A 12,733-nucleotide genomic window follows, 5' to 3' on the forward strand; every position below is an offset into this window, starting at 1 on the left:
CTAGAAACGTGCTCGCTCACCCAACCCCCCACCCACCCCCCACACTTCGGAGGGCTGACAGTGATGTCAGTACGGAGATTATGGGCGTCCGCATCCACTCTGATCCTCGCAACCTCGGCCGCACTGGGCGTTGCCCAGCCGGCCTCGGCAACCTCCGCGGCCGCCGCCGGCGGGTACGTCGCTCTCGGCGACTCCTACTCGTCCGGCGTCGGCTCGGGAAGCTACCTCTCCGACAGCGGTGACTGCCATCGGAGCACCAAGGCCTACCCCTACCTCTGGGCCACCCGGAACTCACCGTCCTCGTTCGCCTTCGTGGCCTGTTCGGGGGCCACGACGGGTTCGGTGGCCAGCAGCCAGCTGGGATCGCTGAGCTCGTCCACCACCTTGGTCAGTGTCACGGCGGGCGGCAACGACGTCGGCTTTGCCGATGTCATGGAGGACTGCGTCCTGTACAGCGAGGCCACCTGTCTGAGCAGCGTGAACGCGGCTGTCTCGCAGATGCAGAACGCACTGCCGTCCGGCCTCGGTTCGCTCTACGGCTCCATCCGGTCACGCGCCTCACAGGCCCATGTGGTGGTGCTGGGCTACCCGCGCTTCTACCAGCTGAGCGGGGACTGCATCGCCGGCCTCTCCGAGACCGAGCGCTCCGCCATCAACAACGCGTCCGACGTACTGAACGGCGTCATCGCCCAGCAGGCGGCCGATGCCGGGTTCACATTCTCCAGCGTGGTCGACGAGTTCACGGGGCACGAGCTGTGCTCCGGCAGTCCGTGGCTCAACAGCGTGACCGTCCCCGTCTACGAGTCGTACCACCCCAAGTCCGCGGGGCAGTCGGGAGGCTATCTGCCCGCCTTCAGTTCGGTGGCGTAATTCGCCCGCACGCGACCCCTGTTCGGGATGGCGGTCCACCGGCACGTCACCGGTGGACCGCCATCCCCCTGTCCCGCTTCCGTTCCGCCGGGTACGTGTCAGGCGCGGCCCGCGGCGCCCGGCCGGGGCAGTGCGAGGGCCGCCGCCGCGGCCAGTACGGCGGTGGCGGCCGCCGCCCACCAGCCGTGCCGGAACGCGTCGAGCACCTCGGCCGGGCCGTCCGGGGTGGCGAGCAGCGTGACCATCACGGCGACGCCGAGGACCGAACCGGTCTGGCGGGCCATCGTGGTGACGGCCGATCCGGTCGCGAACCGGGTGGGCGGCAGGGCCGCCGCGGCCGCACCGACCAGGGTGGGCAGAGCGAAGCCGACGCCGATACCGGTGATCAGCATGCCGGGCAGGAGTCCGGCCGCGTAGTGCGGGGCCGTATCGAGCGCGACGGCCCACCAGCCGAGGCCCACGGCGAACAGCAGACAGCCGAACGCCGCCGTGCGGCCCGCGCCGAAGCGGCGGACCACGGGGCCCGACGTGACGGTGAGCACCGGTACGACCAGGGGCCCGGGAGCGATGGCCAGTCCGGTACGGATCGCCGAGTATCCCCACACCTGCTGGCACCAGAGCACCGACGTCAGCAGCATCGCCGCGAACGCGACGGAGAAGAGCAGCGCGGCAAGGGTCGCCGCCGCGAAGGCCGGGGTGCGCAGCACGGGCAGTTCGACGATCGGGGCGCTGTGCCGGGCCGAGCGCAGCCAGAACGCCCCGGCGAGGACGACCGCCGCGACGAGCGAGCCGATCAGCTCCGGCGAACTCCAGCCCCATGCGTCCGCCTTGACCAGGCCGAGCGCGAGTGCGCCGATGGCGAGCGTGAGCAGCGCGGCACCGACCAGGTCCGGCAGCCGCCCATCGCGGTCCGGGCGGGCATCGGGCAGCAGCCGGGCCCCGGCCACCAGGCCGACCGCACCGACCGGCACGTTGACGAGGAACACCCAGCGCCAGTCGGCCTCCACGAGCAGCCCGCCGATCACGGGACCCAGACCGGCCGCGATGCCTCCGATCGCCGCCCAGCTGCGGATGGCCTGTGGCCGGCGCTCCGGCGCGGTGTTGACCAGCAGCAGAGCCAGCGAGGTGGGCATCAGGGCGGCGGCTCCGGCCGCCTGCAGGGCACGGGCGGCGACCAGCCAGCCGACCCCGGGGGCGACGGCGCACAGCACGGAGGCCACGGTGAAGGCCGCCAGGCCGAGGAGGAAGCCGCGCCGGTGCCCGTACCGGTCCGCGAGCCGGCCTGCGACGACGAGCAGCGCGGCGAAGGCGATCGCGTACGCGTTGAGCACCCAGGACAGCGAGGCGAGCGAGCTGCCGTCGAAGGAGTCGCCGAGGGCGGGTACGGCCACGTTGACGATGAACAGGTCGAGGTTCACGACGAAGACCCCGGCCGAAACGATCCAGGCCGTCGCACGGGATCCAGTGGATGGACTCTTCACGGACCCGTTCGCCGAGCCCTTCGCGGGCCTGTTCGCCGTGGGCGGCCCAGGCTCCGTGGGCGGGGCGGGCGGCCCCGGGTCAGCCGCGTCCGCGAGTGGGTTTGAATTTCCAACTGTCATGACGGCAAGGTAGCGCCAGTAAGTTTGAGATGGCAACCTTGTAGGGGTGAGTGCAATGAATGATTCCGGCAGCCGTATCGACATCGGCGCACTGCCCGGCCGCCCGTGTTCCGCCGCCGCCACACTGCAGGTGGTGGGCGAGAAGTGGGCGCTGCTCGCGGTGCGCGAGATCTTCTTCGGCAATCACCGGTTCGAGGCGATCGCCCGGAACACCGGTGCACCCCGGGACCGGCTCGCGGCCCGGCTGCGGTCACTGGAGCACGCCGGGGTGGTCGAGCGGCGCCTGTACAACGAACGGCCGCCGCGGCACGAGTACCACCTGACCGAGGCGGGCCGGGACCTCGCCCCGGTGATCCGGGCCCTGCTGAACTGGGGCGACCGCTGGGTGCACGAGGAGCCGCCGATCGTCATGGTCCATGGACCGGTGGCCGCCACGGACGCGGAGAGCGAGGACGACGGCGCACACGGGCACGACCTGGACGCCGCGTGGATCTGCCGCACCTGCGGCGAGGAGGTCGCGATGGGCGCCCTCACCGTCGACGTCCGCTCCCCCGGCTGGGACCGGGCCGGCCCCACACCCACACCGGCGGCACCCTGACGACTCGTCAGCCGGTCCATGTGCGCGACGCCGTGCCCGGGCCGGCCAGGGAGTTTTCCACAGGCTGCGGACGATGCGAGCCGAGTGTCCGGCCCCCGGCGCAGAATGGGGGGCATGACTGAGATCACTGGCTCGACGACCGATTCCGTTCCGGCGCCGACGACCGAATCCGTTCCGGAGTGGGAGCAGCGCTTCCGGGCGCCCCGGGTGTCGTTGCCCGACTGGGCGGAGGACGCGCCGGACCGTGCGCTGTTCGTCTCCAACGCGACGGGGACGTACGAGCTGTACGCGTGGGACCGGTCGACCGGGGAGCAACGGCAGGTCACCGACCGGCCGAACGGGACGACGGACGGGATACTGACGCCGGACGGCGAGACGATCTGGTGGTTCGACGACACCGACGGCGACGAGTTCGGTGTGTGGATGCGCCGGCCGTTCCACGGCGGTGGGAGCGGAGGGGCGGCGGACGAGCCCGCGGCTCCCGGGCTCGAGCCCTCGTACCCGGCGGGGCTCGCGATCGGGCGGGACGGGACGGCGGTGGTCGGCCGGTCGACCGATGAGGACGGGACGACGATCCATGTCGTACGCCCCGGGGCTCCGCCCGTCGAGATCTACCGGCACCGCGAGTCGGCGGGCGTCGGGGACCTGTCGCACGACGGGACGCTGATCGCCCTGGAGCACACCGAGCACGGCGACGCGATGCATTCGGCGCTGCGCGTGGTGCGGCCGGACGGGACGACGGTCGCCGAGCTCGACGACACCAAGGGCGGTACGCAGGAGCTGGGCCTGTCGGTGCTGGGCTTCGCGCCGGTGGCCGGGGACACCCGGCTGCTGGTCGGGCATCAACGGCGCGGCCGCTGGGAGCCGATGATCTGGGACCCGGTGGCGGGGACGGAGACGGATCTTGCGATCGATCTGCCCGGTGATGTGGGCGCCGAGTGGTATCCGGACGGCTCCGCGCTGCTGATCGTGCACGGCTTCGAGGCCCGCAGCGACCTGTGGCGGTACGAGCCGGGGGCCGACAGCGCCCCGGTGCGGGTGGAGACACCTGCCGGATCGGTGTCGGGGGCCACGGCCCGGCCGGACGGCACCGTGGAGTACCTGTGGTCGTCCGCTGCCCAGCCCCCCTCCGTGCGGTCCACGACGGGCGCGGTGGTGCTCGATCCGCCGGGCGCGAAGGCTCCGGTGTCCGTGCCGGTGGAGGACGTGTGGGTGGACGGGCCCGGTGGCCGGATCCATGCGCTCGTGCAGCGGCCCGCCGCCCCGGCCGAGGGTCCGTTTCCGACCGTTTTCGAGATCCATGGTGGCCCGACCTGGCACGACAGCGACGCCTTCGCGTCCGGGCCCGCCGCCTGGGTGGACCATGGCTACGCGGTCGTCCGCGTCAACTACCGCGGCTCGACGGGGTACGGGCGGGCCTGGACGGACGCGCTCAAGCACCGGGTCGGCCTGATCGAGCTCGAGGACATCGCGGCGGTCCGGGAGTGGGCGGTGAAGTCCGGGCTGGCGGACCCCGCGAAGCTGGTCCTGGCCGGGGGCTCGTGGGGCGGCTATCTGACGCTGCTCGGCCTCGGTACGCAGCCGGATGACTGGGCGCTGGGCCTGGCCGCGGTCCCGGTCGCGGACTACGTCACGGCGTACCACGACGAGATGGAGGCCCTGAAGGCGATGGACCGCACGCTGCTGGGCGGTACGCCGGAGGAGGTGCCGGAGCGGTTCGAGGCCTCGTCCCCGCTGACGTACGTCGACGCCGTGCGGGCCCCGGTCTACATCTCGGCGGGGGTCAACGACCCGCGCTGCCCGATCCGCCAGGTCGAGAACTACGTGGACCGGCTGAAGGCCCGGCAGGCGGCGCACGAGGTCTACCGGTACGACGCGGGGCACGGCTCGCTCGTCGTCGAGGAGCGCATCAAGCAGGTACGGCTGGAGCTGGACTTCGCCCGCCGCCACCTCGGGTAGCGGGCTCCCCGGCCACCGGGGGTGGTGACGTCGGCGGCACCCCGCTCCGGGGTTCCGGAGCGGGGACCGTACCGTGGAGGGGTGTACCGGTTCCTGCTGACCCCGCGATGGTGGGGGATCAACCTCTTCGCCGTACTGGCCATCCCGCTCTGCGTCTTCATGGGCACCTGGCAGCTCGGCCGCTTCGAGGACCGCGTGCAGTCGCACGAGCAGGCCGCGAAGCAGCCGGCCCCGGGGGCGCGAGCGGCAAAACCTCTCGATGATCTGCTGCCGGTCGACACGGTGACGTCCGGCCGGCCGGCCACCGCCACCGGCCGGTACGCCGACCAGTTCCTGGTGCCCGGCCGGGAGTTGGACGACAAGAGCGGCTTCTACGTCCTGAACATGCTGCGCACCGACGGCGGCAAGGCCCTGCCGGTGGTGCGCGGCTGGCTGCCCGGCAGGCCCGGGCACACCCCGGTGCCCGCCGCGCCGACCGGCGAGGTCACGGTGACCGGCGACCTCCAGGCGTCCGAGAACACGGGCACCGACGGCGTCGACACGGCGGGAGGCCTCCCCGACGGGCAGCTCGGCATGATCAGCGCCGCGTCCCTCGTCAACCTCGTGCCGTACGACGTGTACGACGCATGGGTGACGCTCCAGGACACCGACAGCAACGCCGCCGCCGAGGACAGCACGCTGCGCCCCGTACCGGCCGTGGCACCGCAGGGCAGCGGTCTCGACCTGAAGGCGTTCCAGAACCTCGGCTACACCGGCGAGTGGTTCGTCTTCGCCGCCTTCGTGCTCTTCATGTGGTTCCGGCTGGTCCGCCGCGAGGCGGAGGCCGCGCGGGACGTGAAGCTGGGCCTCGTGCCCGACACGGACACGGACGCGGGTACGCGCACAGCCTGAGCCGTCCCGGCGTACGCACATGCGTGAGGGGGCCCACCGGTCGAAGCGGTGGGCCCCCTCACGTATGCGTCATGGCGCTAGGTCGTCGGTGCGAGCACGCCCGTCCGGTAGATCGTGCCCGCGCAGGCGTTGGGGATCTTCGCCTCGGCGACCGGCGCCCCGGGCTCCGGGGTGTGCGTCACAGCGACGCTGCCGTCGAGCGTCGTGCCGCCGTCCTCGCTGCCGAGCTGCACCTCCGCCTGCGACGTGCTGTCACCGGTGCCGTCGGAGGTACCCGCAGCGCCGTCGGTCGCGGTCGGGGTCGGCGATCCGCCGGAGGTCGGGCAGGTGTCCTTCGGGACCCAGGCGAACTGCACCTCGTACGCCATGGCCGGCTTCAGCAGCACTGTGCCCTCTTCCTGCGAGGGGTCGGGCAGTCCGGCCGCCGCGTCGCCCGCGGTGTGCTGCACGACGTCGATCTTGGCCGGGTCGGCCGCGCCCATCGCCTGGAAGCCCACGGTGCCGCTGGTGGTCACCGAACAGTCCTTGCCGGACACGTTGGAGATACGGAAGCTGCCGTACACCGTGCCGTCGGCACCGGCCGCGCCCGTCTCGGCCGAGGCGACGCCGAGCTGGCCCGGGTCGCAGACCGGCATCGAGGCCGCCGAGCTGTCGGCGGGGCCCGCACCGCCGTCGGCCGCGTCGCCGTCGGTGCCCTGGCCCTCGGTGTCCGAGGGGCTGCTGGCGCTGTTCGGGTGGCCGTTGCCGCCGGTGCCCTGTCCGTGGGCCGCGCCGCCACCGGCCTGCTCACCGGCTGCCGAGCCGGTGTCGGAGCCGCTGCCGCCCTGTGCCTGCTCGCCGTGCGCGGCGATGGCCGGGTTGGCGGTACTCGAGCCGTCGGAGTTGGCGACGTGTACGAACGCGGGGATCGCGGTGCCGATCAGCAGCACCGCCGCCGCCGCTCCGACGACGGCCTGCCGCTTCCTGGCACGCCGGGCGGGGACGGCGCGCTTCAGATGGTCGAGGGTGCCGTCGCCGGGTTCGAGGCCCTCGACAGCGCCCCGCAGCATACGGCGCAGGACGACCTCGTCCAGGTCCGAACCGGCACCGTCGAAGTCGTCGGAACCACCGGAGCCGCCGGAGCCGCCACCGGCACCCCGGCCCGATCCTGCCCCCGGGCCCACGCCCGGTACCGCGCCGAAGAGCGCCGTCAGGCCGGCGAGCCGTTCCGTTTCGGCGGTGTCATCTCCCCCGCCCTGCGTTTCCGGCACTCCCTCGACGGACACGGCTTCCGCATCCGGGTTCCCGTCCGAGTTCACGTTCGGCGCGTTCGCCGTGTTCTCCGGCCCGTGGTTCACAATTCCGTTTCCAGTCCGGTCGATCTCACGCTTGTGCGTATGTTCCTGCGCGGGGTCCTCGTGCTCGCGCCGACTCATGCCTGGGCCTCCATCACGGCGCGCAGCGCCGCGATACCGCGGGAGCCGTACGCCTTGACCGAACCCAGGGAAATCCCCAGCGTCTCGGCCACCTGGGCCTCGGTCATGTCTGCGAAATAGCGCAGCACCAGCACCTCCCGCTGGCGCCTTTGCAGCCCCCGCATCGCTTTGATCAGCGCGTCCCGCTCCAGCTGGTCGTACGCGCCCTCCTCGGCGCTCGCCATGTCGGGCATCGGCTTGGAGAGCAGCTTCAGCCCGAGGATGCGGCGGCGCAGCGCGGAGCGCGACAGGTTGACGACCGTCTGGCGCAGGTACGCGAGTGTCTTCTCCGGCTCCCGTACCCGGTTCCGCGCCGAGTGCACGCGGATGAACGCCTCCTGCACCACGTCCTCACACGACGCGGTGTCATCCAACAGCAGGGCCGCGAGGCCGAGCAGCGAACGGTAGTGGGCGCGGTAGGTCTCGGTCAGATGGTCGACCGTGGTACCGGCTGCCACGATCTCCTCAGCACCCCCGCGCTGCGAAGGCAGCTGCGCCGGGCGCGCAGCCGGCATGGGCGCAATCACCGGCATACCGCCGGGTGCGCGGGGCCGCCGGAGCGGACGCACGGAAGCGCCTCGCAACGGGCCCACCACTGTGATGTCGAGAACCTCTGCCACGCCAGTTGGACACGCGTCCCCCCGTCAGGGTTGTACGCGTGCGGCACCGCGTTTGACGCTGTGCGACATGCCCTCATACGTACCTGCTCTTCCACAAATGCCCCGTTTTCGCGCCCCACCACCCGCGAAGTGACGGCATAGACGCGCGCTGCCCGACTACTGGTTCCAGCGGGCCGAAAGGTCATCGTCGGACACCGCAACGCCCCAGCTCAAGAGGTTCAGACCAGCAACTTGCTCACAAGGGCTTCACAGAGAGTACAAAACAGGTTCGATCGTGAACCGTCGGGCCGGATCAGGCGCGGGGGAACTCGGCAGCCACGGATTCGGCGATCTGCGCCACGTTCAGCGCCGCCCCCTTGCGGAGGTTGTCGCCGCATACGAACAGCTCCAGGGCGCGTGGATCGTCCAGCGCCCGCCGCACCCGCCCCACCCAGGTCGGGTCGGTGCCCACGACATCGGACGGCGTGGGGAAGTCGCCGGAGGCCGGGCTGTCGAACAGGACCACACCGGGTGCGGTCGCCAGGATCTCGTGCGCCCGGTCGACCTCGACCTCGTTCTCGAAGCGGGCGTGCACGGACATCGAGTGCGTCGCGACGACGGGTACGTACACACAGGTCGCCGCCACCGGCAGGTTCGGCAGGTCCAGGATCTTGCGGCACTCGTCGCGGATCGCCAGTTCCTCGGACGACCAGCCGTCCCCGGCCTCCGTTCCGGCCCAGGGCACGACGTTGAGGGCCACCGGAGCGGCGAACGGCGAGTCCTCGGTCTCCCCGACGGCCCGGCGTACGTCTCCGGGCTTGGTGCCCAGTTCCGTACCCGCGACCATCGACAGCTGCTCGCGCAGCGCCGCGACGCCCTCTCGGCCCGCTCCGCTCACCGCCTGGTACGAGGAGACCACGAGCTCCCGCAACCCGAACTCGGCGTGCAGCGCACCGACCGCGACGATCAGCGACGCCGTGGTGCAGTTGGGGCTGGCGACGATGCCCCGGGGCCTCATCCGTACGGCGTGGGGGTTGATCTCGGGCACGACCAGCGGCACATCCGCGTCCAGCCGGAACGCCGCCGAGTCGTCGACGACGACCGCGCCCTTGGACGCGGCGATCGGTGCCCAGCGCGCGGACACGTCGTCGGGCACCAGGAAGAGGGCGACGTCCACGCCGTCGAACGCGTCCTCGGTGAGTTCGAGGACTTCGGTCTCCTCACCGCGTACGACCAGCTTGCGGCCGGCCGAACGCGGCGAGGCGATCAGCGACACTTCGCCCCAGACGTCCGCGTGCTGCGAAAGGATCTGGAGCATGACGCCGCCGATCGCCCCGGTCGCTCCGACGACCGCGAGCGAAGGGCGGCGAGGTGTCATCGGCCGGTGCCCCCGTACACGACGGCCTCGTCGGAGTCGCTGTCGAGGCCGAAGGCCGTGTGCACGGCGCGCACGGCCTCGATGACGTCGTCGGCGCGGGTGACCACCGAGATGCGGATCTCGGACGTCGAGATCAGCTCGATGTTCACACCGGCGTCGGACAGCGCCTCGAAGAAGGACGCGGTGACCCCGGGGTTGGTCTTCATACCCGCGCCGACCAGGGAGATCTTCGCGATCTGGTCGTCGTAGCGCAGCGACTCGAAGCCGATAGTGCCGCGGGTGCGCTCCAGGGCGTCGATGGCCTTGCGGCCCTCTGCCTTCGGCAGCGTGAACGAGATGTCGGTCAGACCGGTCGACGCGGCGGAGACGTTCTGTACCACCATGTCGATGTTGACTTCCGCGTTCGCGATGGTGCGGAAGATCGCGGCGGCCTCGCCCGGCTTGTCGGGCACGCCGACGACGGTGACCTTGGCCTCGGAGACGTCATGGGCGACTCCGGAGATGATCGCGTGCTCCACCTTCTGGTCCCCTTGCGGCTCGTTGCTGACCCAGGTGCCACGCAGTCCGGAGAAGGACGAGCGGACGTGGATCGGGATGTTGTAGCGGCGTGCGTACTCCACGCACCGGTGCAGCAGCACCTTGGAGCCGGACGCGGCCAGCTCCAGCATGTCCTCGAAGGAGATCCAGTCGATCTTCCGGGCCTTCTTCACGACCCGCGGGTCGGCGGTGAAGACACCGTCCACATCGGTGTAGATCTCACAGACCTCGGCGTCCAGCGCCGCCGCCAGTGCGACGGCGGTGGTGTCGGACCCGCCGCGGCCGAGGGTGGTGATGTTCTTGCCCTCCTGGCTCACCCCCTGGAACCCGGCGACGATGGCGATGTTGCCCTCGTCGATCGAGGTCCGGATACGGCCGGGCGTGACATCGATGATGCGCGCTTTGTTGTGGACCGAGTCGGTGATGACGCCGGCCTGGCTGCCCGTGAACGACTGGGCCTCGTGGCCCAGGTTTTTGATCGCCATCGCCAGCAGGGCCATGGAGATCCGCTCTCCCGCGGTCAGCAGCATGTCGAACTCACGCCCGGCAGGCATCGGTGACACCTGCTCGGCGAGATCGATCAACTCGTCCGTCGTGTCGCCCATCGCCGACACCACGACAACCACCTGGTTGCCGTTCTTCTTGGCATCGACGACTCGCTTGGCGACACGCTTGATGCCTTCGGCATCGGCTACGGAGGAGCCTCCGTACTTCTGCACGACAAGGCCCACGTGCGCTCCTCGCTCATTCCATTGCTTCGGTCCGCTCAGTTTAACGAGCAGTCCGGAAACGCCCCGCAGATATCACATCGTGAGATGTCCCGCTCACCACGTGATCTCGACGTGCCGTCCCGAACTGCTCGTACCGGGCTGCTGCCCGGCGCACCGGGATCCACTCCTGTATGTGCCCCACCCCACACGCCGGGCCGGCCGATCGGTGCGGCCGAACGGCTACTTCACCGGGCGCAGGCCCAGCGGTCCCGCGATCTCCTCCGCCATGACCCGGCCCGCCTCCTCGGCCAGGTCGTCCTCGCCCGCGTCCTGGTCCGTGTCCAGCCCGTCCAGCTCCTGGAGGGGCTGGTTCAGGCGGATGTGGGCGACCAGGGACTGGATGGCACGCAGGGTCGCGGAGGCGGTGGAGCCCCAGTTGGAGAAGTACGAGAACTGCCACCACCACAGCGCCTCGGTCGTGCGGCCCGCCTCGTAGTGGGCCAGGCCGTGGCGCAGGTCCGTGACCAGGTCGGCCAGGCCGTCCGAGATGCGGCACGGGACCGGGGCCTTGCGGGGCTCGTACGGGTCGAAGACCTCGGAGTAGACGTCGATCGGCTCGAGGAGGATCGCGAAGCGCTCGCGCAGGCCGTCCGCGTCCGGTTCGGCGCCCAGGTCCGGCTCGTAGCGCTCGTCCGGGACGATGTCCTCGTACGCGCCGAGCCGACCCCCCGCCAGCAGCAGCTGGGACACCTGGAGAAGCAGGATCGGGACGGCCTGTTCCGGCTCGTCGACCTTGGACACCTCTGTCACGGCGACGATGAACGACTTGATCTGGTCCGCGATCTGGACGGCGAAGTCGTCCGGATCCTGCGTGACGGAGTTCAGCGTGGCGTCAGACATCGAGGGGACCTCCCGGCACGGTCACGAACGGTGAGTAGAACATAGCGTCGCTGAACGTAAAACCGTCGTGAGACGTGGTGGTACGGGTGCTACACATCGAGCAGCCGCCTCCCCTCGAACGCGCGGCCCAGGGTGACCTCGTCCGCGTACTCGAGGTCGCCGCCCACCGGCAGGCCGCTGGCCAGCCGCGTCACCCGCAGACCCATCGGCTTGATCATCCGCGCCAGGTACGTCGCGGTGGCCTCGCCCTCCAGGTTGGGGTCGGTGGCCAGGATCAGTTCCGTGACGGACCCGTCGGCGAGCCTCGCCAGCAGCTCACGGATGCGCAGATCGTCCGGACCGACGCCCTCGATCGGGCTGATCGCCCCGCCGAGGACGTGGTAACGGCCGCGGAACTCACGGGTCCGCTCGATCGCCACGACATCCTTCGGCTCCTCGACCACACAGATCACCGTCCGGTCGCGACGCGCGTCGCGGCAGATCCCGCACTGCTCCTCCTGCGCGACATTGCCGCACACCGAGCAGAACCGGACCTTGTCCTTGACCTCCAGGAGGGCATGGGCGAGACGGCGTACGTCGGTGGGCTCGGCCTGCAGGATGTGGAAGGCGATCCGCTGCGCGCTCTTGGGACCGACGCCGGGCAGCCTGCCCAGTTCGTCGATGAGGTCCTGGACCACGCCTTCGTACAACGGAACGCCTTCCTGAGGTGGGACCTGCGGCTGTCGCCGTCGTGGTACGTACGGTAGTTGGTGTGCTGACGGATCAGAAGGGCAGACCGGGCATGCCGCCCAGTCCCTGGGCCAGCGGGCCCAGCTTCTGCTGCTGAAGCTGCTGCGCGTTCTCGTTCGCTGCCTGGACGGCGGCGACGACGAGGTCGGCCAGCGTCTCGGTGTCCTCGGGGTCGACGGCCGCGGGGTCGATGACCAGGCTGCGGAGCTCGCCGGAACCGGTCACGGTCGCCTTCACCAGCCCGCCGCCCGCCTGCCCCTCGACCTCGGTCCTCGACAGCTCCTCCTGGGCCTCGGCGAGGTCCTGCTGCATCTTCTGGGCCTGCTGCAGCAGCTGCTGCATATTGGGCTGACCACCACCGGGAATCACGGTCACTCCTGGCATTTCGACGACAAATGTTTCGGTATGCCGAGCCTACGTGGTCCCCGGGCACCACGCCCCACCCACTGGCGAGCAACTCTTTCGGGTGAGATCCCGTCAACGACAGCGAGACTCCTATACCTGATC

The 12,733-nt window shown here is 70.8% G+C and carries 12 protein-coding genes; 4 read left to right on the plus strand and 8 right to left on the minus strand.

Translation table 11 applies throughout. The features are described 5' to 3' along the window. The first annotated feature begins 63 nt into the window (after positions 1-63). Complete coding sequence (locus OHB49_RS20180) at positions 64-870, plus strand: SGNH/GDSL hydrolase family protein (protein ID WP_329166559.1); 807 nt, start codon at positions 64-66, stop codon at positions 868-870. Positions 871-968: 98 nt separating this feature from the next. Here OHB49_RS20180 and OHB49_RS20185 read toward each other — a convergent pair whose 3' ends face one another. Continuing rightward, positions 969-2,351 carry a DHA2 family efflux MFS transporter permease subunit gene (locus OHB49_RS20185; protein WP_329161952.1) on the minus strand — a complete coding sequence of 461 codons (1,383 nt, stop codon included), beginning with the start codon at positions 2,349-2,351 and terminating at the stop codon, positions 969-971. 175 nt (positions 2,352-2,526) lie between these two features. Between OHB49_RS20185 and OHB49_RS20190 the strand changes: the two genes are divergently transcribed. The 3 genes from OHB49_RS20190 (at position 2,527) to OHB49_RS20200 (ending at position 5,919) form a co-directional block, all read left to right on the plus strand. Continuing rightward, positions 2,527-3,069: a winged helix-turn-helix transcriptional regulator gene (locus OHB49_RS20190; RefSeq protein ID WP_329166561.1), complete on the plus strand. Its 543-nt coding sequence runs from the start codon at positions 2,527-2,529 to the stop codon at positions 3,067-3,069. A 114-nt stretch (positions 3,070-3,183) separates the two neighbouring features. Beyond that, positions 3,184-5,028 (plus strand): S9 family peptidase, encoded by a 1,845-nt coding sequence (locus OHB49_RS20195; RefSeq protein WP_329161954.1) that lies wholly within the window; start codon positions 3,184-3,186, stop codon positions 5,026-5,028. A gap of 81 nt (positions 5,029-5,109) precedes the next feature. Further along, positions 5,110-5,919: an SURF1 family protein gene (locus OHB49_RS20200; protein WP_329161955.1), complete on the plus strand. Its 810-nt coding sequence runs from the start codon at positions 5,110-5,112 to the stop codon at positions 5,917-5,919. Positions 5,920-5,996: 77 nt separating this feature from the next. Here the strand turns inward: OHB49_RS20200 and OHB49_RS20205 are convergent, their stop codons facing one another. From OHB49_RS20205 to OHB49_RS20235, 7 genes are all read right to left on the minus strand, one after another. Continuing rightward, positions 5,997-7,334: a hypothetical protein gene (locus tag OHB49_RS20205; protein WP_329161956.1), complete on the minus strand. Its 1,338-nt coding sequence runs from the start codon at positions 7,332-7,334 to the stop codon at positions 5,997-5,999. Next, on the minus strand, positions 7,331-7,906 hold the full coding sequence (locus tag OHB49_RS20210; RefSeq protein WP_030929408.1) for a SigE family RNA polymerase sigma factor: 576 nt from the start codon (positions 7,904-7,906) through the stop codon (positions 7,331-7,333). Before OHB49_RS20210 ends, OHB49_RS20205 begins: the two co-directional genes overlap by 4 nt. Positions 7,907-8,285: 379 nt before the next feature. Beyond that, positions 8,286-9,350, minus strand: a complete 1,065-nt coding sequence (locus OHB49_RS20215) for an aspartate-semialdehyde dehydrogenase (RefSeq protein WP_030977765.1) — start codon at positions 9,348-9,350, stop codon at positions 8,286-8,288. Further along, positions 9,347-10,618: an aspartate kinase gene (locus OHB49_RS20220; RefSeq protein WP_030929402.1), complete on the minus strand. Its 1,272-nt coding sequence runs from the start codon at positions 10,616-10,618 to the stop codon at positions 9,347-9,349. The genes OHB49_RS20215 and OHB49_RS20220 overlap by 4 nt, the downstream gene beginning before the upstream one ends. A 219-nt stretch (positions 10,619-10,837) precedes the next feature. Beyond that, complete coding sequence (locus tag OHB49_RS20225) at positions 10,838-11,497, minus strand: DUF5063 domain-containing protein (RefSeq protein WP_329161959.1); 660 nt, start codon at positions 11,495-11,497, stop codon at positions 10,838-10,840. Between the two features lie 89 nt (positions 11,498-11,586). Next, positions 11,587-12,186, minus strand: a complete 600-nt coding sequence (recR, locus tag OHB49_RS20230) for a recombination mediator RecR (RefSeq protein ID WP_030929396.1) — start codon at positions 12,184-12,186, stop codon at positions 11,587-11,589. A 73-nt stretch (positions 12,187-12,259) separates the two neighbouring features. Further along, positions 12,260-12,595, minus strand: coding sequence for a YbaB/EbfC family nucleoid-associated protein (locus OHB49_RS20235; protein WP_078852974.1), 336 nt, complete (start codon positions 12,593-12,595; stop codon positions 12,260-12,262). Positions 12,596-12,733: the final 138 nt, after the last annotated feature.

This window comes from Streptomyces sp. NBC_01717 (genome assembly GCF_036248255.1).
Lineage (GTDB): Bacteria > Actinomycetota > Actinomycetes > Streptomycetales > Streptomycetaceae > Streptomyces.

Bases quoted from the DNA above. Each gene is read 5' to 3' on its own strand.
- OHB49_RS20195 (WP_329161954.1), top strand. From the start codon at position 3,184: ATGACTGAGATCACTGGCTCGACGACCGATTCCGTTCCGGCGCCGACG.
- OHB49_RS20225 (WP_329161959.1), bottom strand. From the start codon at position 11,497: ATGTCTGACGCCACGCTGAACTCCGTCACGCAGGATCCGGACGACTTC.
- OHB49_RS20190 (WP_329166561.1), top strand. From the start codon at position 2,527: ATGAATGATTCCGGCAGCCGTATCGACATCGGCGCACTGCCCGGCCGC.
- OHB49_RS20180 (WP_329166559.1), top strand. From the start codon at position 64: ATGTCAGTACGGAGATTATGGGCGTCCGCATCCACTCTGATCCTCGCA.
- OHB49_RS20205 (WP_329161956.1), bottom strand. From the start codon at position 7,334: ATGAGTCGGCGCGAGCACGAGGACCCCGCGCAGGAACATACGCACAAG.
- OHB49_RS20210 (WP_030929408.1), bottom strand. From the start codon at position 7,906: ATGCCGGTGATTGCGCCCATGCCGGCTGCGCGCCCGGCGCAGCTGCCT.
- OHB49_RS20215 (WP_030977765.1), bottom strand. From the start codon at position 9,350: ATGACACCTCGCCGCCCTTCGCTCGCGGTCGTCGGAGCGACCGGGGCG.